Raw genomic sequence first — 21,740 nt, forward strand, 5'->3', positions numbered from 1 at the left:
TAAGATCACTTACAGATGTACCAGATCTATGAAGTTCAACAATTGTTTCTTTAAATTCTTGGTTATAACGTTTTTGTTTCATTTCGGACACGTCCTCTCTATTTATAGAATAGAGACTTAACTAAGTTGTGTCCACACATCCATACTAGCATCAAATATAACAATAAAGTTGTTTAAAAATCTAAGTTTTATTAAACAATCGCGCCCTTTAATGGAATTACTAAAACTTGTTTTGCCCTAAAATCGATAATAGCATGTTGAACTAACCCCTGATAGCCGAAGAACAAAAATGATCGTCTTCAATTTACCTTGTCTTTAATCTTTTTAAATACTTTAGATAAACGCTTCCGTGTTTCATTAAAGAGTATTTCATCTTTTGTAGTTACTTCTTCTTCTCCAAATACCCGATTCTCAATATATGTAGTGTATCTCAACTCAATTTGGATGGCTTCCACGTTACTCCATGATCCATACTTTGATACAATGTTTCCTCCCGACAGCCCTAGCTCATTTACTTTCACTGAAAAACCTTCTGTTTGAAACGAGCTACGAACAATCTCTAAAAACTCGTTAGAACAGCTTTTCCCATGACATGTACCTAATACAATATCTGCATCGGACTGGATGTAGAAACTATGTAAATCTATTAAGAATGCTCTATTATTCGCTTTCAAGGAAGCTTCAATTTCATTGGATAAAGCCTGGTGGTACGGCAAATAAATACTTTGAATTCTTTTTGTGATAACCTCTTCAGATAATGAAACATTATAGATGTTTTTTCCAAATGTGGTTTTACGGTAAACCAAAGATTTTGTGTAATCATCCTTACCTTGTTTAAGGGTTATATCCCTGTTTAGATCAATCACGTAACGACTATAGTTAGCTGACACCCTCGTAATATTTAAGTCATCTAAAAAGTCATACAACTCATTCAAAAACCAGTCCATATTGGGTAAAATTACATCTGGATTTTTGTTATTTAGCATTTCGGTAGTAAGTTGAGATGAACTGTGTGGGATATTCACTATTATTGCAGAAACTGGTTTACTTCTTTCAATCGAATATGAATTCATGGGCGTCCCCCTTAATGAATATAAGTGCCAAATTACTTTAAGTAAGTTTCTTCAACATGTCCGGCAAAATCAAAACTGGTATCCGAATTTTACATCATTTCTTCTTCTACTAAACTGCAGCATTAGTTTTAGTACATTCCACAAAACTTATTAGATGTAAGGTAGGTGCACCAGAGTACCGTTTAACCTAGTCTATTTTTTAACTATTAAGAATAGCTGAATATGTTGCTCGTTTATCAGCAAATGCTTTTTCTCCACCTTCTAAATGGACTAATATTAATTTCATTATACGGCTGTCACTTAAATAGCCAGCTTTTTTTATAAAGCCTGTTGTGCCATCCGATTCTAGAACTATGACTTGCTCGGCATCAGCATTTGTAACAATTGTCGAGTTGTGGGTGACAATGATAACTTGTCTGTGATTTTTAATCTTTCTAAGGCTAGAGACTAAAGTGTTATATATATATTGGTTGTCTAAATTATCCTCTGGTTGGTCAATAACAAATGGTGTAAAATCGCCTGTGTGTTTTCCGTATTCCATTATAAATGTAAGGATTGCTACTACTTGTTGACCTAAAGAAAGATTTTCAATCTTTTTAAACTCAGTTTTTAATGTCTGAATAGATTCTTTGGAATTGACGTTAAAACTTATTGAGTAATCATCTACAGATTTAATAAAAGCCTCAAGAGAAGATATCACGCTATATTGTTGGATTTTAAAGACATCTAAAATAGGACCATATAGTTTTCCAAGGGGTACATCTTTAATATTAAGAAATCCTTTTTCAAGATCTCTAACAGTAATCTCTTCAGTTGCATATTTTTTTATAGGTTCAATTGAGTTTAGAGTTGAAAATTGTCTCTTAATTAACATTTCTAAGAAATCTATATAGCTTACTTTTTCGATTAGCACTTCTATATAAGTAAGTGCATCAATCCACTTCAATTTCGTATTCGAAATATAATCGTCTAATTTAATGTTTTTAAAAATTTCATGCACAAAAATAGGTTTATCAGATATTTTAGGAGCAAATTCAATCTGTATTAATTCTTTATAAGAACTGTTAAATCCTTGAATTTTCTTTTTAGCTTCACTTTCAATTAATCTTATTTGAGGTTTTAAATCTATAATTGTTATTTTTAAATTTTTTATAAAATCTTTAGAACTAGATTTTTTTATACGTTGAAACATTTTATCTAAATAATCATTGGTTATTCCTGAGTGAATAACTTTTTTTATGAAATCTCCAAGATTTCTTTGCTGTATAAGGTTTACAATGTGGTTTATTGAAAAGTGCTTTTTATAAACGCTAGATAATATTTCTTCACAATCAAGGATGTTTGTAACCTCGATTGCCTCTTCCGGTGAGATTATTTCAAATAAACCATACCAGTTTTTAGTAAGCTTGATAGTTGAATTGAGTAGAGTATGACTTTTAAAGGCTCTATCTGAGAAGAAATCATTTCTAGATATATCCAGGTGATCTCTTACTTGTGGTAAAAATCTTATAACATAGTCCTTTCCATTAGCTCTAAATACCACATATATAAATTCATACAATGAAATGAATTTAAGTTTATCTAAAGAGTCTGTTTCTTGAGTAAATATAGTATCTAAGATATTAAAGATAGTACTTTTGCCAGTTCCTCTACCACCAATAATACAATTTAAGTCCTTAGAAAAATCTACGATGAATTCTTCCTCTGAATTTTGTCCTATTAAGAAACTTTTTGATGTTGGCTTTATACATAATCCTTTAATAAATATTGGGGTGGAAGTAGGTTTTTCATGATAAATACAAAATGAATAATTTTTTAAAGCAATCTTTAAAGCATTAAAGGATACTTTGTTCATTTTTATCCATGTATTTTTCAAGCCCATTTCGCTAATTTGATGAGCATCACTTTCGAAAAGATAGCATATATTTGTGTCGTCTAATACTTGAGAGGTTTTTCTTTTCCAACTATTGCCATTTAAACTTGTAATACCTAAAATATTACAAATACTTGGATGAAACAATTTATCTTTATATAATTTAGTACCAAGTCCATCATATGTATTTATATGAGCTATATAACCAATACCATTATTCTCATTGATTATATTTAATATTGTATAGGTGTTTTCTACAGTTCCTGATTTCTCACTATGGATGAGACTTGTTAATAAGGATTCAACTGCATTAAAATTCTCATCATCAAATATTCCTACGACATGGTTACAGTCAGAACAGCTAATTTCGACTCCCAATAATAGCTTTAATGCATTTTTTTGTAGGTTAGATCGTTTAATATGTTTTTTATAATATTGATCTAATGCATATTTTAATTTTGGATAGCCTGAAATCGTATTATGATCCGTGATAATAGCAATCTCAATGTTTTCAGAATATAATTTATGGGCAATTAATTCATAGGATAAACGCTCTTTAAAATGTTGATAAGGAGTACCTTCAGCTCTTAGAATGTACTCATACTCTGGTCCTGAATAATCGCCATTATGAAAATTGTTAAGAATAATATCTTTCTGATTGACTGTGAGATACCCTATCGAACATGCAAACTCAATGATTTCAGGTTCACTTAACTCGGAATAAAATTTCTCATCGGATATTAACTTGTAATCATGTGAAGCGGGTGTATGAAAATGTATTTCTGCTTTTTTTATTTTCCCATACTTTTTACGCATACTTTCAATTTTGGAATAGACATCTATGACGCCAGTTGTAGAGTTTTTTAATCTTACCAATTTTATCCCTCCCTATTCTAATTATATCACGAGAATATTCACAATGATTAAATAGTACTGTTAAAGGGAAGATAAAGGAATAAATTAAATTATTAGCTACTATATGGTTTTGCAGGGCCATTAAACCCCGATGAGAAGAGGTGTTAAATAAAGCTTATCCGCAGCATAACCGAAAGAAATAACTACATACTCTGCATTATTGAATATTTTCATATAAATGATATCTAAAGTCTGATTAGAAATATCATACCAACTTGGTCCATTGTTTTAAAAGCATTCAGGTTTAAATCAATTGCTTAAATACGAGCTTAGAATTTTCCCTTAATCACCTCAATATTTTTCCATCAACCCAACCTCTGCCATTTAGCTTCTATTTGAGTTCCTGTAACAAAAGTAAAGTGTTTTTGGATACATCATTAGCAATCTCCTTTGACTTCAACTTTATTAAAATTATTGGTTTATTTTAAGTTACATTAAACAATTGATCACATTAGTAGAAAAATGACAAATAAATATATAGACCTAATAAAGTAATAAACAGAATAGGTACTGCTATGATAATAACTGTATTAGAGTATTTACCTTATGAAATTTCCACACTTTTTTGTGAAAAATTATAATTATCCTAGGTAATATATTTCCTATAACCACAACATTACTTGGCTATCACTTGAAAATTATCAGAATATTTGGTACTAATGGATAAAAGAAGTCGAATGGTGGTGGGATTTTGTCAAAAAGTAAATATAATTGGACAGAAGAAAAAATTGAAAAATTCTTAAAAGAAGGAAGAGGTTCTGGTGAATTGAATCATTACCTTCCGTGGTTGAAAATTCAGGAGGTGCCAAGTGATGGAAGATCTCATCGACCAAGGGGGTGGAAAACGAATAGAATCCATCATTTTCTATCTGATTTAGAGTTAGCTTATTTTTATTACTTGGAATGGAGTAATAAAGTGATAGATATACGTGAGCAATTTCCACTTGAGCGTGAGGATACCTTAAAAATAGCTTCTGAAAAAGGTATGGAGCATTCCATTGATGCAAAAACTCAAACATATATTGTTATGACAACTGATTTTTTAATAACAAGCCGCGTTGATAACAAAATTATTCAGGTAGCGCGTTCTATAAAACCGAGCAGTGAGCTAGAAGATCCTCGTGTCATGGAGAAACTGGAGATAGAAAGACAATATTGGGAAGACAGAGATATAGAATGGGCTGTTATTGATGAAAAGGTTATTTCGAATCAGTTTATAAAAAATATGAAATATATCCATGTTTATTACTATCTCAATAATCATCAAGAGGAAGAAATGAGTCTACATTTCTTAGATTATTTATCCAAAGAACTGCAATTGAATCCAACAAAGCAGTTAATAACATGTTGTAGTGAATTCGATTCTTTATACAATCTAGAGGAGGGTTCAAGTATTTATTATATGAGACATTTGTATGCTCGTCGATATATTGAAGCTTGTGACATGGAAAAACTAATTAAGCCCTATGAGACTAGTCTGCTAGATATTATTTTTAATGAAAGGAGTGTTAACAAAAATTATGGTAGTTCTATCGGTTAATGAACTCATTGTAGACGTTGATACAGATAAAACATATAGAGTTTTATGGATTGATAGTGGACATGTGATTGCATATGTAATAGATATTACCGCAAGTAATGCGAATCCTTTTATCATGACTACAAAGGAGATAGATGAACAAATCAATTCAGCGGTATATACATTACAAGTTGATGAGAATGTAACACTACAGAGATCCCCAACAGAAAAAGATATCCAACATAGAGATAAAACTTGGTCCATAATTAAAGACTTAGTAAGAATAGAACCGGATATTTATAAGAAAAATCAACGTTATAAACTAATTGAAGAAGCAATGATTAAGCATAATATTAAATCCAAAAACACATTCTACAAAAATTTAAGAAAATATTGGCAAAGAGGAATGGTAAAAGACTCTGTTTTTCCAGATTATAATTTGAAAAATACTGATAGAATCTATAAGAAAAAAACAGGAAGACCTAATAAAGGTGGAACAAAAGGAATTATTATAACCGCTGAGGTAAAGGAACAGTTTTCTAAGTCGATTAAAAGGTATTATTTAAATTCAAAAAAACCATCTTTAATATTCACCTATAAAATGATGATCCGAGATTATTATACAAAGTTTAAATACTATGATGAGTCAAATAATGAAAGGTTGGTACTAAAACCTGAAGAAGAGAGACCTACTAAAACCCAGTTTTTTTACTGGTTTAATAATGAATATAAAGATGACAAAGTCACCATAGCTCGAGAAGGATCAAAAAAGTTCGAACAGAATCATAGAGCGGTATTAGGATCTTCAACAGCAGAGACCGATGGTCCCGGCGACATTTATCAGATTGATGCTACACAGAGTAACATATATTTAGTAAATCGTTTTAACCCAAATTGGATAGTTGGACGACCTACCACCTATTTCATAGTAGATGTGTATACACATCTCATAACAGGTTTATATATTGGTTTAGAAAATCCTTCTTGGAAAGCTATGATGAGTGCAATAGCAAACTCATGTATGAACAAAACTGAATACTGTAAAAGATATGGAATTAATATAACAACAGATAAGTGGCCTTCCATGCATTTACCAAACAACTTTATAGGAGATAGGGGTGAATTAGCTAGTAATGGGGTAAATCATTTGATTGAGGGATTAGGACCAAACATTAGCAATACTCCTCCTTATCGACCAGACTGGAAAGGAATTGTTGAAAAATTATTTGATACTTCTCAAGAGAAAATAAAGCCCTTCTTACCCGGATATGTACATGAGAATCATGGAGAAAGAGGAGTTAAAGATTACCGTTTGGAAGCAATTCTAAATATTGAAGAATATACCGCAATATTAATAAAATTTATTCTTTTTTATAACCATAATTTTTATATGAAAGATTACGTTAGAAATGATCAACAAATAATAGATGGAGTTGAACCAATACCAATCAAATTATGGGAATGGGGAGTAAAAAATGCTGCAGGAAAATTGAAGAAACCTAAAATGAATGATATTAAATTTTACTTGTTACCTAGAGATAAAGCGACTATTACCGAAAATGGAATTAGATATAAAAAGATGTTTTATACAACAGATAGAGCAATAAATGAACAGTGGTATTCAAAGGCAAGAAATGATGGAAGTTGGAAGGTAGAATTCTCTTATGATCCTAGAAATATGGATGTAATTTATTTACATACCAATAATGAAGAACTGTATATTCCTTGCACTCTTATAAATCATCAAGAAAGATATCAAGGTAAGACTATAGAAGAAATAGACCAACTATTAGAGTTTGAAGGTGATGATTTCAAAGGCTTTGAACATACTCAGTTAGAAAATGAGGTCAACCTTTTCACGGATATCCAGAATATAGTGAAAGTTGCCCAAAAGAATAAAGAGGATATGTTGGATAAGACCATTAGTAAATCCAAAAGAACAAAAAATATAAAAGACCATAAAAGAGAAGAGCGGATTCATCGAAGAGAGGAAGAAGCATTTAATTTGGAATTTGATAATCAAGAGAAGTTATCGAGTACTTCGTTGCCAAAAGATGAAATGGAAGAAATCCATTCAGGGAGAATTTCGATCAAACAATTATTTGCTAATGAAGGGCAAAAGAAATGAAAGAGCTAATTAAATTAGATAATGGAGAGTATGCATTTAGTGCTGAATACACTGAACAGGATAATGAAGAATATCGAGGAAACCCGTTAATTGAAGCTCTTCCACCTATGCTTTCTATAAATGAGGCGTATGAGCAACTAAGTTATATACCAGAATATAACGAAAAAGAACGAGGTCTTTCGGTTCTTCTTCGTTACCATGCACTTACTAGATTAACAAGATTTTATCAACCACTGGAACAAACGTTGGAGTTAGAAGTGAGTTTTTCAAGATTAATGAGAAATGGTTATATTCATAGAAACCCTAAAAACAAATCCCATGCAGAAACATTATTAGAAATGCACCGAAGACTAGAAAAAAATGAACCTTTGGGCCTTCCACCAGATATAAGAAAAACAGCATCTAGCTTAACTATTATTGGATTTTCTGGAATGGGAAAATCTTCGGCAATTGAAAGGATACTATCCTTATACCCGAAGGTAATAATTCATAAATATCCTTTAAATATAACTCAGCTTCCATGGCTAAAAATAAACTGCCCAAACGATGGATCACCGAAGACGTTATGTTTAGACTTTATTACAAAGATTGATGAGATTTTAGGAACAAATTATTTTAAACCAGGTCTAAAACGAGAGTCCCTAAGTTACTTAATTATCTATATCGGACAATTAGCAAGAGCACATTGTTTAGGTGTTTTAATTATTGATGAGATTCAGCATATGTTAACAGCAAAAGCAGAAGTTTCTAATAGTATGATGAATTTTTTAGTCACCCTAGTAAATGAAATTGGAATTCCATTGGTGTTTATTGGAACGACAAAAGCAAGGCAATTACTTCAATTAAATTTTCGACAAGCAAGAAGAGCTGGTGGTCATGGAGAGTTAATTTGGGAACAAATGAAGATGGATGACAATTGGGAAGTCTTAATCACAAGAATGTGGACATATCAATGGACAAAAGAGAACGTTGATATAACAAAAGAATGGCTGGAATTAATGCATTATGAGAGCCAAGGAATAGTGGATATTGCAGTTAGATTATTTATGTTTGCACAATCTTATGCAATTGAGCATGGATATGAAAAAATTACTCCAAATATAATTAGAAAAGTTAGCGAAAAATATTTAAAAACCTTACAACCTATGCTTAGAGCCCTAAGAGAAGGAAGGTTAGAGGATATAGCGAGGTATGACGATATTACACCATTTGATATTGAAGACTTCCTTTTACAAAGAAAAAATCCAATAAATATGAGAGATAAGATAACCAGAGAGAAAGAGAAAATAGCTGAAAAAAGACAACAAAAGGAAATATCAATACTTGAAAAAGTCATACTTACATTAATCGATTTAGATATTAATGAAAAGTTAGCAGAAACGACAGCAAAAAAAGTTATCAAGGAAAACAAAGAGATCTCACCACAAGAAGCAGTTCAATTAACTTTAATGATTATTAATGAACGTATGGAAACTAAAAAAGTAACTGCTAATAATTCCAAAAATAAAAGGTCGATGAATACAATCTTTAAAATAGTTGATAATGGTAGGAAAGAGAGAAAATCGGCTCATGATTCCTTGGTACGAAAAGGATTACTGATAGCTCCCCTCTCGGATAACAAACTATTTTAGGATGGGATTACATTGCTTGGTTGGTTTCCGAATCTATACGATGATGAATTGATTTATAGTGTGTGCGCTAGATATTCTAATAGAAGTACAGATCTAAGTATTAGAAGAGTTCTTGAAAATTGTTTCAAAGGTCAAAGATCCAAATTAACACCTGATTTCCCTTCAAATCTTGAAGTATTAATTGAACAACTCCAAGTTTACGAATATAAGGGTATAGAATCTTTAATTTATGAACATACCCCTTTTTATTACTACACTAATTTTCTAATCACTTCTCAGAAAGAAGAAGTAAAAAAAGAAATTAGTAAGCTGAAAACGAGGAATATCCACATGTCGTTGGGGCAGGTTGCAAGTACTGTAAAGGAATCCGAGTTCTTTAAATACTGTCCTTATTGTTTAGAATCCGATTTTAATAAACATGGTGAATCATACTGGAGAGTTTCTCATCAACTTCCAAGTGTTTTACTTTGTGTAGATCACAAATGTTTACTACATTTTAGTTCCGTTTTATATCGAAATAAAAATTCAAAACTAGCTTCACCAAGTAAGGAAAATTGCATCCCTACCCTTTTAAATCGGTGTATTAAGGGTTCTATATCTAATGACAAAGTTATTAAACTAAATAAGATTGCAATTGAAAGTAAAATCCTATTGAATGATGATTTAAGCTTTGATATTAAGCAATTAATATCAGTGTACAAAAATTTATTAAGAAAAAAAGGTTTGATCACAATCAAAGGAAGAGTGAGACAAGCAGATTTATATGAGCAGTTTGTCTCTTTTTATGGTATTGAATTTTTAAGTTTATTCCAATCGGTTCCTCAAAGTAAAGAATCATGTTGGTTGAGAACTATTACCCGCAAACACAGAATTTCATTTCATCCGGTAAGACATTTGCTATTGTTAAATTTTTTAGGGATAGAGCTTGAATCATTGAGGCAGGAAAGTTATTCGGGACCATTTGGTAAGGGACCCTACCCTTGTCTTAATCCTGCTGCTGAACATTATAAAAATATAATTGTCACAGATCTTCAAATAAAGAGATGTACTGATACAGGGAAACCACTCGGGACTTTTACTTGTTCATGTGAATTTCAGTATACACGACTAGGTCCTGATTATGGTCCGGAAGATAAGTTTAGATACCGATATGTTAGAGATTTCGGTGAAGTATGGAAGAAAAAATTAATTGAGTATATTGAGACAGAAAAAGTTAGTTTTCGAAAAGCAGCTTTATCTCTAAATGTAGACGTGGGCACTGCTATTAAATATTACAAAATGCAAAAAAATGAAATTAGTCCTGTAATACATGTCCCAAAACCCTCTTTGATTGTTGATTACCGTTCTAGTTGGATATCAAATAGAGAAGCAAATCCTACTTGTTCCAAAACAGAACTTAGAAATTTAAATAACAAAGTATACTCGTGGTTATATAGAAATGACAAAGCATGGTTAGATGATAACTCCCCTGCTCAATTGAAAAAAACACATTTAAATAACCAAAGAGTTAACTGGAATGAGAGAGACATAGAGATTTTGGAACAAATAAAAAATTATATATTAACTCTAAATATAGAGGAAAAACCTATTCGATTAACGAAACGGCACGTCGCGGTAGCAATCGGTAAGTTGTCCTTGATTGAGAAAAAGATAGACAAACTACCTCTAACAAAAGAATTTATCCTATCGATAGTTGAAAATAAATTTCAATACCGAGAAAGACTTAATGAATGGAAAAAGAAAACTCATTTTAATCATTAGAGGTGATTATATGTATACATTCTTTCCAGTTATTCAACCTGATGAGCTATTATTTAGTATTTATGCAAGATATCATGAACGGAGCTTAAATAAAAATGAGAATAAAACAATGGAAGAACTTCACCTAACTAAAATTAACCCTTTTCTTCCTAAGAATATTCAATATCTTATTAAAGAACTAAAGTATTTTGACGTCCCTGACAAAGATTACTTCTTAACTTTTCATTCTATGTACAATTATATCTCAAACTTTATATCTCCAGATGATAACCGTGGTCTGTATCTATATATGACCGATGGTACTGGTAAAGTTGAACCACATGTAAGTGACAAATTCTTTTCTAAAAAAAAATATCTGAAATATTGTCCAGTTTGCAATCAAAGAGATTTTAAGACCCTGGGAGAATCATTTTGGAGATTATCACATCAGTTACCTACCCTATTTATTTGTTTAGAACATGAGATATCTTTAAAGCGAGTAGACACGCCTAATCATGAAGTTGGTCTTAAAACAATCCCTAAGAATGAACTAAATGTTTTTTTCCAGGAAACGTTTACTAAAAAAACAATGTTTTATGTGAAGAAGTTTGCCAAACAAAGTGTTCTTCTGAATAGAGTAAAATTAAATCTTTATAATAGTATTCAATCTCAAAATTTTTATCATTTGTTTGTTGAAAAGGGCTTAATGACAGGTTCGGAAATAGATGTAAAAAAACTTGAAAAAGAAATCGTTGAATTCTTTGGGAAAGAGTTTCTGGAGTTATCAGGATTTAGTAAAGCATTATTTATAGAGATTAAAGAAAGACCGTTGTTTTTTAGTAATAGTATGACACCGGTAGAAACTTTAGTTTTAATTAATTTTTTTTTCGACTCCCTATCCGGAATGCTTTTATATAATAACAGGACACCAAAGAGAGAAATAGCGAGCTCTCTTTTGGTTGAATTACTTTTGTGAAATTCTATAGAAATATTAATAGAATAGTATGCCCAAATTTTTAAAAGTATTGGAAGTTAAATTATGTGAGGTGTATTTCATGAATTTAGAATCGCATAAGAAAAGGCAAATTCTTTTAAATGAGTGGAACAATAAAGTGATGAATATAACTGATCTCTCTTTACTTAATAAGAAGTTGAATTTAGCAGTAGAAAATAATATTAAAATAACTCAAGACCTCGATGACATAGAAATGATACAAGTGTATTTATATAAACAGCGAGAATCAAAAGTACAAAGATCCGAACGAACTATTAAAATATACGGAGACGAGTTAGTTCTCTTTGTTGAGCATTTGATTTGCTATGGACAAGCTTTTGAATTTGATATAGATATAGTAGTAGATGGGGCTCATATTAAGACACTAACCCCTATCCACTTAAGAAAATATCAAGAGTGGTTAGCTACAAACAGCCCTTATGTTAAAAGAAAAGGGAAATACTCAACCGCAACGCTAGCACGAAAAATCAGTATTATTAAGAGCTTTTTATCCTTCCTGTATGACAATCATTATATAAATAGTCCAATTCACAATGGTTTTCATGTTGTAAATGTGCGACAGAAGAATAAAGTAAACCGAGAATTTGGAGCAGATGAAGTGGTTCAGCTAATGGATTATTTCGGAAAAACAAACAATTATATAGCTTTTAGTATCATTCATGTTTTAATAGCGACAGGATTACAAAGTAGAGAATTCTGTAGATTAAAGGTTAAGGATTTGAAGTACAATTTTACAGAAGAAAAGTACTACTTCATTGTATTGGGAAATAGAAAAAGGCTGATACCCTTAAAAGAAAAGGCATTTAACAGTCTCCTCATATTCAGGAAAGAACGCGGCTTAAAAGAATTAGACGTAGCGGATCCAGAATCTCTTTTGTTTACAACAGCTAAAGGAACAGGATATACTCCGTCTTATTTAGCACAGTTTTTATCAAAAGAAATTAAAAAATTAGATTTACCAATGCTATCACAAGGAAATGTGGTTCTTGGACCACAAACGTTTCGCCATACTTTTGCTATTGTTTCTTGGATGAATAAAATGGATATGCGCGAAATCCAACGTTTATTAGGGCATAAGCGCATTGATACGACATACAAATATATGGAGAAGATTCTCTCAGAAAGCTACTCTAGAGAAAATCATCCTATTTTTCAGTGGGACCCTGAAATATTGGGAGGATATATCTGAGCTCAATCAGATTATGTAGATAGTTTGCCGTACTTGGAGGAATATAAATAACATTAGAGGCTTTTTTACAAATAAAACCCCGTTCTGTTCTTAGGACGGGGTAAAAATATTATATAAAATCTCCTAATTCATCAATCAAAAATTCTAGCTTTTCCGGCTGGTCTGCCAATATCATCTTGGTTAGTTGAGTTCCATGTATTATTTTGTGATATGTTAAACCATAGTTAGAAAACAATTGTTCTAAGATTTCACTTCCCACTGAATTTTTAAAGGGATTAATTTTTTCTCTAGGGAAAATTTTTTTATTATCTGTATCTAAGAAGGTTTGATTTATGAAGTGCTCAATATCCTCATAATTAGTATTATTGCTAGCTTCATTATTTATTATCATGGATAATTCTTTTGGACAATCGAGAAAATAATTTTCGATTTCTCTTCTCTCAAGAATTACAACATTATCCCCATATTTCTCTTTGATTTCAAGAATCTTACCTTCAGGTTTCTCATCAGAATCAATTAAAATCCTGTAGGGTATAGGACTCTTATTTATACCCCCTAAAACTAAATCTAATTTTTCTTTATTTCTTGTCATGGCAGACTTTTTGCTAAATTCATTTCCTGTGCCATTCATTTTTAATATTCTATAATTATATCCGATCTGCTTAAATCCAAAGTGTTCTAAAATTAATGGGATTACTGCTTCTTCTGTTTCTCCTTCAACAAATACAACTCTATCTGCCAAAGCAAAATCACTATTATTTAGACCAATATCTGATAATATTTCCTGTATATTATCTAATTTTGTATAAATACTTTTCCCCGTTTTCTTTTGTACAAGGTAAATATTTTTAGAAAATGGATAATTGATTAGCAATGGCGAATGTGTTGTTAATAAATATTGATTATTTTTCTTGGAAGCTATAAGATCATATATCGCTTTTTCTGCTGAAGGATGCAAAAAAACATGAGGCTCATCATATAAAATTACTCTACTCTCTTTTGTAAAAAGCACACATAAAATTATTAGGACGTGAGTAAACCCACTCCCACAATTAGATAAAGGAATAGGTTGCGGATTTCCTTCAAAATACAAACTGATATATGTACTTCCTCCCTCTATAGGAGTACTAATAGAGGTAACATCATTAAATATAACTTTAAACATATCTATTATTTTATCAAAAGCTTTTTCATCATTATTATGTAAAGTAAATAAAAATGCATTTAGATTAGTTCCATCAATATTTAAACTGCTATGAACATTAGCTGGATCTTTTTCTGGAACATGTCTTGCTCCGTTGATAAAAACTACACTATCTTTTAAGAGATTTACAAAATTATTAATACCTTCGGGTCTACCGCCAAATGTTGTTCCCCCACCTGTTTTATTATTAACAATATAACTAACTCTATTATCTTTTTGACTTTGATTTTTATAAAGGGGTAAATAACGATCTTCATAAAAAACATCTACTGTATTTATACAAGAGCTTCTTACAGTATCTCTATTAAAAGAAATACTAATTTTAAACTTTTTTGCATCACTAATAAAGTACTCTGCTGCCATTCCTCTATTAAGAAGGTGTATATCTACATCATCAACGGATATTTCTAATTCCAAGTTTGTTTTATTTGAAAAGTTTGGTAACAAATCTTCCGCATTCATATTTAATGCATAAAATAGTGACTCAATTAACGCGGTTTTTCCAGAGTTATTTTTACCGGAAAAGATATTTATTCCATTACTTAGATCTATTACTCCAGAGTCCTCAATGCTTTTATAGTCAAGCAATCTCATATTCAATAACTTCATTTTTCAAACCAACTTTCGTTAATAATGTTTCTGACTCTAAATAATTTAGCATATTTATTATCCGTTTATATCACAATAACTCATTTATATTTTAGCATATGCTGGAATTAGTAATGGCTTGCTTTTGTAACCTTTTAAAGAGAAACTTATAATGGATAACTTTACGTCACGAGTAGTTATCTTATTAAATTAGTCACATAAAAATTTACGTCACGATTGAGTTATATTAATTGAATTTTTACCAACGTAGGAATCAATGTTTTATGACTTTTTATGTCACGACTGAGTTATTTGAGAACACTTTTATCCGCTGACATTAATGTTAGTAACTACACATTATTGTTAGTAAATATATATATTCAAGTATTAAATACCAATTTTTGTATATAATATTGTTTTATATTTCCGGGTAAAACAAGGTCTTTAAATTAGGCCATAAATAGACTATTAGCGCCAATTAACAAAAGCTTTGAGAAAGGGTGTTAAATTACATAAACGTTGTGAAATTAGTATTTCAGCTAATGTTTATTTAATTACCTTTTTTAAGTTTATGTTAATTGGCGTTTTTTTATTTTCAATTTTTTGAAATATTCAGATGAAGTGGATTCAAAGTGTCAAGGGGTTCAAAGATAAAAAAATTACAGGAGAATCAATTAAACAGTGGTAGGGGTCAAGGAACAGGCAAAGATTATAAACCATTTATTCAAGCACATGATAATAAAATTGCTTCAAAGGATGGCTGACCCCCCATTTAGGTTGGAAAACCAAGCGAATTCATCATACGTTCTCTAATTATGAAAGAATGTATCTTTATTTCCTCGAATGAGTAGTAATTTAGGTTTTTCAACATTTGTTGTAGAGGACGCAACTGCGAGTTTTGCTTTACAAGACCATCAGGGAAATAGCTATTCATCAGAAGTGATATATCAAACTACACTTGCTACATTACATGAGGAATTTGCAAAAATAATCATGACAAGAGACATCAGTTCTTTATTCACTTGAATACTTCTAAAAAGATTTAATAAAAAGAGTTTTGGTATCTAAAAGTGTATTAGTGATTTTGCTAATGCGCTTTTCTATTTTTGTGCAAATCGTCAGTTTAGTATGTAGAAATCACTTTTGAGAAGACTACACTTGGAGGTAACTAAGTCACTTTAATATAATCTGGGACCCATCCCCATTCTAAAACTACTAAATACTGAGTAATTATAGAGCTTCCGGATTCTGATGATGACAACAGATATTATCATTTCTTTCTATTCCATTGATACTGGCATAGGTGTGCCAAAGACTGGTTTGGAAAATATACAATATGAGCATCATCCTGATTAATTGGTTGAGAAATTTCAATTCTAAATAAAAAGTAATCTTTATTTCTTTATAAACAGTTTCTAAAAGTACGCTTTTAAAGTAAAAAGGTTGAAAAGATGTACTGTTTTCAGCATCTTATTTCCCTTAGTATCTAAATAGCTTCTGATAGTCCCAGGATATGTAAACATTAAAAACTTTAACTACAAAGCTTAAGAAATTAGCACCTATTTACCCCTTGCACTTGTAACTGCTAATACAGTCCTGTACCACTTAATTGCAGCAAAGTCTTAACGATATACCTTTTGCCAAGCTCCTCGTCAACAAAATTCTTTTCGTCAAATATCTGGCCCCTCTCCCTAAAAAAGGTGTACCATTTACCATCTTCCGTATAATAATGGAAACCTTCGCCCTGCGCATCTTTGGTCGTTGACTTGTTTTGGGGAAGACCATGAATAGAAATATATTCATATACCTCCTCATAACTTACCGTAAATACTTCGGAGTATTTACTAGTTCTCATATCTTTTACACCCAAAGTTTCACAAGCAAAGTCCAAGGCATTCCCATAAAGCAGAATTTGTATTTGAGTTTCTTTATCAACATAATCCCTCACCTTCTTTTTTGGTGCATTTTTTATCCAGTGACGTTCTGGTAACGCACTTTCATCAAACAAGCCCCGAAGATACGTTATAGCCTCATCCCAAGTAGAAAACACAGTAAAATGATCCGGTGCTTTTTCCTTTTCCTCCCAAACTGCCCATTGACCGTCAGAAAGTTCCGTTGCAAACCAAAAGTCATCATTTACAGTAAAGAATATGGCATAGGAATTTTTCTGAACTTCCTTCCATGTGTTATAGCCCAACGATGATGCAAACTCTGTTGCAAATGTCCCGTAATCTCTTGAAAAAAGTTTTTTAATGTATTTCCCAATCATATTATCAGTCCTCATTTCATCCGTTATGAAGTATCCCATTTTAATAGCCATAAAAAGTTTAGTATATCAATAAAATTGATGAAGGTAAAAATCGGGAGAATTTTTTTTGAATAGGCACCCTTCTATATATAAAAAGGAAAGAAACTTTTGATTTATCTTAGTTATACTACAGTTAATATTGGATACACTAACGGGTGCTTATTTAAATTCCTACTTTTGGATTAACAGCCCTAGAGTTACTGTTTAAGGTATTATTAAAACAATAATATTATGAAAGACATTGGGTTACCGACTATAATGTAACTGGAAACTGCTCTGATAATTGCTGGGAATTTATACTTCTTTATTTTCATGATATTTACTACAGGATAGATTCGCATTCTTGTTTTTATTGGCTTTGCCATTGCTATAGTAACCAGCGTTATTTTGATAATCTTCCATACGATTAAATTACGGATAAGCAAAAAATAATAAATTTATTTATAGTAAGGTTATAACATTAGCACTAAGTAACAAAAGGTTTTAGGGTGGAATTGTATTTTTGCGAGATAGCACGTTGTATGAGATAGTGTTCGGTGTCAGGTACCTAAACTATTTTGAATAGTTTAGGTCCCTGGCACCGATTTTACTCATACAAAGTATCCTCAACAGAACCGTCTTCCTCGTAAATTTTTAGAATTCCATTATGTTCATTTACATAAGGCTTGGCCTTACTAAGTAAATCCGCTTTTGTTTCCTCGGCAAAGATAGCCCTTTTCCCATCCTCTTTCGTTAGGATCCAGTCTGTATCACGAGAAATCACTTCATATGTGATGCGATCCTCCTCATCCCCATTTACAGCCTTTCTTGCCTGAGAGGTTGCAATGGCAATAGCTCGTCCTTCATCATAGTTATCCTGTAATAAGGCATTAGCGATTTCGATGGCTTTCTCTCGTACATCTGGATTTAAATTTTTCATTGAATCTGGGTAATCATTGTGATTCCATGGCATAAGGCAGCCTCCTTTTACCCTTTGTTTTCCCATTTTCAATGAGCTAAAACGTTTTGGATTGCAATAAAATATTCTGGGCAGTCTAATTGAAAAAGGAGTAAAATGTTTGAAACGTCCACAAAAATACAATGTCAGCAATTCAACCCACCAATTACTTAGAAGAACTAGTAGAGACAAGTCTAGCAGTTTGTTTAAGTTATTGTGAATATTTATAACGCAGGGAACAGATTAATTTTCGTTAATATATAATAAGGTAGAGAAATTAAAACTAACGAATGGAGCTTTATATGGAGAATAACAATCGCATTTTAAAATTAGAAGAATTTCAAGAATTGTTTCAAAACGTTTTTAGTAAAATGAAATCCCAACAACAGTTCTTTCCCAAAACTTCCTATAAATTAAGCAGTGGCCATATTATGATTCTTACGCACCTATATCATGTAAATAAATGTAGAGCGAGCGATATAACCAAATATTTAGGAATAACTTCTGGTGGGTGTACAGTTCTAACGGATAATTTATTGGAACATCAGTTAATTAAAAAAAGTAAATCTGCTAAAGACAAGCGAATCACTGAATTGACTTTAACTTTAGAGGGAGAAAAAATAGTAAATGAAATTATTAAAGATCGAGTTAATAACTTCGTACAACTTTTGTCAGACATAAGTGATGAAGAACTGGATCAAATGATTCAAGTATTTCAAAAGTTACAGAGGAAGTTTTAAAGGAATTGCTCAATTATACTAGCATTTTAAATTTATTAATGTTATATTTTTTAATGAAAAAATATCTTACTAGGTAAGATAATAGGAGAGGAGATTATTATTGAAAGTTGATATACGCTATAAACCATTAATTTTTGCTTTTTTCATGGCTTTTAGTATTAGTATGTTTATTTCATTTGTTTTAGTTTCAATAAATATAGGTTATCATGCGGACTTTTTGGCAACATGGTTAAAAACATGGGCACGTGCTTTTATTTGTGCTTTTTTTGCTGCTTACTTTTTCCCTCGATTCATTCAAAAAATTATGGCCAAAATTGAGTTTATAGAACCTAAAAAAATATAAATGCCATATATCTAATCTATTTAATTGAGAATAGTTATCATTTAATATATACTAGATAGTAACAATACAAATAATTGGATGAGGAGAATAGATAATGCAAATATACTGGACTAAAATAAATAAGATTATAGAAGAAACACCTGAGGTTAAAACATACTTGCTTGACTGTCCAGAAGGATTTACATGGGAAGAAGGGGCTTTCATTCATCTTGGACTGGAAGGTTTTAATGCTGGAGATAAACCAAACCGGAACTTGGTTCGCCATATGTCCATCTCCACTGTACCGAGCGAAAAGGCAATCGGTATCACAACACGCATTAGAGAGCAGTGTTCGGAGTTTAAAGCGATTTTAAGAACACTTGAAGTCGGCGATGAAGTGGCAATATTTAAGCCACATTCGAATGTACTGCTTAAAAGAGAAGATAAAAACATTTACCTGCTGTCATCAGGCGTCGGTTTGGCAACTTTCAGACCGCTTGTACTTGAATACTTCGACCGTGCTGACAACGTCAATCAAATTCACTCCTTGAATGTCGATTCATCAAAAGAATTCTTATTCACTAATATTTTCACATCTGCACCTGATAAGAAATTCACATCCCAGTTTGTCGATAATCGTAAAGACTATTATGAAGAAGTGAAAAATCTAGCCACAGACAAGGATGGACTCTTCTATATTGTTGGTAGTGACGAATTCCTCAAGCAGAACATTGAAGTACTGCGTGAGCAAGGCATCAAACCGGAACAGATTACGCTCGACAAGCGTGAACAACAATTGTCAGAATTTTTATCATTTGAATTGTCCATTTAAGCGAAAAAAAATAGAAAGACCCCGTTTTGATCAATCCTTTTTCAAAACAGGGTCTTTTTGTTTAGAGGTATTTTTAATCGAACTATATTTCACAACATCAGAAAAACTAACCATTAGTCTCAGGAAAAACTAACATTTAACGAAGGAAGTAGTATTCTTCAAATAAAATACTTAATAAAGTATAATAGGTGTGTATTATGAAAATAATTTCAAGGGGTTTAGATATGGTTTCAAACAAAATGAATGCGCAACAATTGGCTTATGACTACATTCAAGAACGTATGCTGGATGGAACTTATAAAGGTGGAATGAAGCTCGTAGAAGAACGTCTTGCAGATGAGATCGGCGTTAGTCGTACACCAATTCGTGAAGCAATTAAAAGACTGGAGCAAGAAGGTTTAATTAAAAATAAGAAAATCTATAGTCCCACTGCACAAGATTTAATATACATATATGAGATGCGCATAGTTCTAGAAAGTTTTGCTGCAAAAAGAGCAGCGAAGAATATGTCAGCTGAAAAGATAATAGAGCTTGAGAATACAATAAAGGAAGCTCGTAGTTTGCTTAAGGAAGGACATTCCAAAAAAATATACAATGCAAACCAACGCTTTCATGATTTAATAATAAGCGAATGCCAAAATCCATTAATGGTTGAAAGATTAGAAAAAGCTCAAACAATTTTCTATTTATTTAGCTTAAGGCTGGATATATATAATCGACCACATTTAATAGATGAGCATGAAGAAATTTACAAAGCTATCAAGGATAAGAATGAAGAACTTGCTGGTGAACTCATGACCAACCATTTATATAAAGATATGAATTTTACCCTGGAGACTCTTGGCAGGAAAGGGCAGTATTAAGTGTATTAAACTGTGAACTATCGCCCAATTTCAGTCGCTTACGATTTTTGAACTTGAGAAATTTCGTTTTGCCTTCTAAGAATTTTTATACGCTTTTTGTAAGTTCATCTGTGTATTTACCAAAGCTTAAGAATCCATTCTTTTAGGAATGGAAATTTCTCTTTATATTTAGCCGGTGTAGGGAACTTTAGCTTTTTTAGCTTTCCTTATCGTTCCGAAAGCATTTTATTGTAGACAAAACGAACACAACCAAATGTTTTGGCTATTAATAATACCTGTTCTTTGTTTGTTAGTAGACGGAATCGGTAAGCTTTGTTTAGTCATATCAACCCACTTCCTCGTAAGTCACTTCTATTACAGAAAGAAAGTTTGTATTTTTTGGCCATTTTAGCTAAAGCCAACTGAAACTCATCTCCCACCTGCTCATTGGGCTATGTCCTTCCCATTCCTTGAGGATGGGAAATTCTGTCGGAAAGCTGTTAAATCCCTCCAATAATTTTCTGTATAACCTCTTTTTCCTATTCATTGGTCACATCTTTATGGTTCAAAGCAATATTCCCCCGCAAGAAAGTTTTTATTAAGTAACCTTCACAAGCTCTTCAAAATTTTAATAAAAGCATCTCATTCCCTCAAAAGTTTTATTTTAGAAAATATGATATTTGATGATATATATAGTTACTTTTCCACAAATATTATAAAACGTTTTTTTAACCAAGTTGAGAGAGACTCAATAGTAAAAAAGTCATATAACTAATCTTTAACGTGTACAAATAGCAAAAGAATGTAGTAAAATGAAGGATGTTGTTTTGTATGCAAAAAGTATGGTTTTGTATGCAAAAGTCTCTTTTAATAGTTCTAGCTTT

Annotated in this window: 15 protein-coding genes and 1 pseudogene; 10 read left to right on the plus strand and 6 right to left on the minus strand. The window is 31.5% G+C overall.

Going from position 1 to position 21,740, the window contains the following annotated elements:
• Positions 1-299 precede the first annotated feature (299 nt).
• Both ACIP9W_RS21890 and ACIP9W_RS21895 read right to left on the minus strand, forming a co-directional pair.
• Positions 300-1,073, minus strand: coding sequence for an N-formylglutamate amidohydrolase (locus tag ACIP9W_RS21890; protein ID WP_400793293.1), 774 nt, complete (start codon positions 1,071-1,073; stop codon positions 300-302).
• Positions 1,074-1,272: 199 nt separating this feature from the next.
• Positions 1,273-3,822 (minus strand): Spaf_1101 family AAA-like ATPase, encoded by a 2,550-nt coding sequence (locus ACIP9W_RS21895; protein ID WP_400793294.1) that lies wholly within the window; start codon positions 3,820-3,822, stop codon positions 1,273-1,275.
• Between the two features lie 730 nt (positions 3,823-4,552).
• Between ACIP9W_RS21895 and ACIP9W_RS21900 the strand changes: the two genes are divergently transcribed.
• From ACIP9W_RS21900 to ACIP9W_RS21925, 6 genes are all read left to right on the plus strand, one after another.
• Positions 4,553-5,401: a TnsA endonuclease N-terminal domain-containing protein gene (locus tag ACIP9W_RS21900; RefSeq protein WP_400793296.1), complete on the plus strand. Its 849-nt coding sequence runs from the start codon at positions 4,553-4,555 to the stop codon at positions 5,399-5,401.
• Positions 5,382-7,508: a Mu transposase C-terminal domain-containing protein gene (locus ACIP9W_RS21905; RefSeq protein ID WP_400793297.1), complete on the plus strand. Its 2,127-nt coding sequence runs from the start codon at positions 5,382-5,384 to the stop codon at positions 7,506-7,508. The genes ACIP9W_RS21900 and ACIP9W_RS21905 overlap by 20 nt, the downstream gene beginning before the upstream one ends.
• Positions 7,505-9,139 (plus strand): ATP-binding protein, encoded by a 1,635-nt coding sequence (locus ACIP9W_RS21910; protein WP_400793298.1) that lies wholly within the window; start codon positions 7,505-7,507, stop codon positions 9,137-9,139. The genes ACIP9W_RS21905 and ACIP9W_RS21910 overlap by 4 nt, the downstream gene beginning before the upstream one ends.
• Before the next feature lie 12 nt (positions 9,140-9,151).
• Positions 9,152-10,900, plus strand: a complete 1,749-nt coding sequence (locus tag ACIP9W_RS21915; RefSeq protein ID WP_400793300.1) for a TnsD family Tn7-like transposition protein — start codon at positions 9,152-9,154, stop codon at positions 10,898-10,900.
• On the plus strand, positions 10,866-11,855 hold the full coding sequence (locus tag ACIP9W_RS21920; protein ID WP_400793301.1) for a TniQ family protein: 990 nt from the start codon (positions 10,866-10,868) through the stop codon (positions 11,853-11,855). Before ACIP9W_RS21915 ends, ACIP9W_RS21920 begins: the two co-directional genes overlap by 35 nt.
• Before the next feature lie 79 nt (positions 11,856-11,934).
• On the plus strand, positions 11,935-13,083 hold the full coding sequence (locus ACIP9W_RS21925) for a tyrosine-type recombinase/integrase (RefSeq protein WP_400793302.1): 1,149 nt from the start codon (positions 11,935-11,937) through the stop codon (positions 13,081-13,083).
• Positions 13,084-13,192: 109 nt separating this feature from the next.
• Here the strand turns inward: ACIP9W_RS21925 and ACIP9W_RS21930 are convergent, their stop codons facing one another.
• The 3 genes from ACIP9W_RS21930 to ACIP9W_RS21940 all read right to left on the minus strand — a co-directional run bounded on the left by ACIP9W_RS21930 (position 13,193) and on the right by ACIP9W_RS21940 (position 18,135).
• Complete coding sequence (locus ACIP9W_RS21930; protein ID WP_400793303.1) at positions 13,193-14,896, minus strand: ATP-dependent nuclease; 1,704 nt, start codon at positions 14,894-14,896, stop codon at positions 13,193-13,195.
• A 1,564-nt stretch (positions 14,897-16,460) separates the two neighbouring features.
• The gene (locus ACIP9W_RS21935) at positions 16,461-17,144 is read right to left on the minus strand and encodes a hypothetical protein (protein WP_400793304.1); all 684 of its coding nucleotides are present in this window, start codon (positions 17,142-17,144) and stop codon (positions 16,461-16,463) included.
• Between the two features lie 625 nt (positions 17,145-17,769).
• The gene (locus ACIP9W_RS21940; protein WP_400793306.1) at positions 17,770-18,135 is read right to left on the minus strand and encodes a DUF2188 domain-containing protein; all 366 of its coding nucleotides are present in this window, start codon (positions 18,133-18,135) and stop codon (positions 17,770-17,772) included.
• A 287-nt stretch (positions 18,136-18,422) separates the two neighbouring features.
• Between ACIP9W_RS21940 and ACIP9W_RS21945 the strand changes: the two genes are divergently transcribed.
• The 4 genes from ACIP9W_RS21945 to ACIP9W_RS21960 all read left to right on the plus strand — a co-directional run bounded on the left by ACIP9W_RS21945 (position 18,423) and on the right by ACIP9W_RS21960 (position 20,877).
• On the plus strand, positions 18,423-18,860 hold the full coding sequence (locus ACIP9W_RS21945) for a MarR family winged helix-turn-helix transcriptional regulator (RefSeq protein WP_400793308.1): 438 nt from the start codon (positions 18,423-18,425) through the stop codon (positions 18,858-18,860).
• A 100-nt stretch (positions 18,861-18,960) separates the two neighbouring features.
• Entirely contained in the window at positions 18,961-19,203 is a 243-nt protein-coding gene (locus ACIP9W_RS21950) for a DUF2798 domain-containing protein (RefSeq protein WP_400793310.1), read from the plus strand.
• Positions 19,204-19,297: 94 nt separating this feature from the next.
• The gene (locus tag ACIP9W_RS21955) at positions 19,298-20,014 is read left to right on the plus strand and encodes a ferredoxin--NADP reductase (protein WP_400793312.1); all 717 of its coding nucleotides are present in this window, start codon (positions 19,298-19,300) and stop codon (positions 20,012-20,014) included.
• Between the two features lie 224 nt (positions 20,015-20,238).
• Complete coding sequence (locus ACIP9W_RS21960; RefSeq protein WP_400793313.1) at positions 20,239-20,877, plus strand: GntR family transcriptional regulator; 639 nt, start codon at positions 20,239-20,241, stop codon at positions 20,875-20,877.
• Between the two features lie 37 nt (positions 20,878-20,914).
• Here the strand turns inward: ACIP9W_RS21960 and ACIP9W_RS21965 are convergent.
• Positions 20,915-21,194: pseudogene (locus ACIP9W_RS21965) on the minus strand (helix-turn-helix domain-containing protein); the annotation flags it as partial.
• Positions 21,195-21,740: the final 546 nt, after the last annotated feature.

Source organism: Psychrobacillus sp. NPDC093180, from assembly GCF_044754065.1.
In the GTDB taxonomy this organism is placed as follows: Bacteria; Bacillota; Bacilli; order Bacillales_A; family Planococcaceae; genus Psychrobacillus.

What these genes read in the sequence shown, in the direction of transcription:
- ACIP9W_RS21890 (WP_400793293.1), bottom strand. Translation starts at nt 1,073, where the DNA reads ATGAATTCATATTCGATTGAAAGAAGTAAACCAGTTTCTGCAATAATA.
- ACIP9W_RS21920 (WP_400793301.1), top strand. Translation starts at nt 10,866, where the DNA reads ATGAATGGAAAAAGAAAACTCATTTTAATCATTAGAGGTGATTATATG.
- ACIP9W_RS21925 (WP_400793302.1), top strand. Translation starts at nt 11,935, where the DNA reads ATGAATTTAGAATCGCATAAGAAAAGGCAAATTCTTTTAAATGAGTGG.
- ACIP9W_RS21910 (WP_400793298.1), top strand. Translation starts at nt 7,505, where the DNA reads ATGAAAGAGCTAATTAAATTAGATAATGGAGAGTATGCATTTAGTGCT.
- ACIP9W_RS21945 (WP_400793308.1), top strand. Translation starts at nt 18,423, where the DNA reads ATGGAGAATAACAATCGCATTTTAAAATTAGAAGAATTTCAAGAATTG.
- ACIP9W_RS21940 (WP_400793306.1), bottom strand. Translation starts at nt 18,135, where the DNA reads ATGCCATGGAATCACAATGATTACCCAGATTCAATGAAAAATTTAAAT.
- ACIP9W_RS21930 (WP_400793303.1), bottom strand. Translation starts at nt 14,896, where the DNA reads ATGAAGTTATTGAATATGAGATTGCTTGACTATAAAAGCATTGAGGAC.
- ACIP9W_RS21905 (WP_400793297.1), top strand. Translation starts at nt 5,382, where the DNA reads ATGGTAGTTCTATCGGTTAATGAACTCATTGTAGACGTTGATACAGAT.
- ACIP9W_RS21935 (WP_400793304.1), bottom strand. Translation starts at nt 17,144, where the DNA reads ATGATTGGGAAATACATTAAAAAACTTTTTTCAAGAGATTACGGGACA.
- ACIP9W_RS21960 (WP_400793313.1), top strand. Translation starts at nt 20,239, where the DNA reads ATGGTTTCAAACAAAATGAATGCGCAACAATTGGCTTATGACTACATT.
- ACIP9W_RS21955 (WP_400793312.1), top strand. Translation starts at nt 19,298, where the DNA reads ATGCAAATATACTGGACTAAAATAAATAAGATTATAGAAGAAACACCT.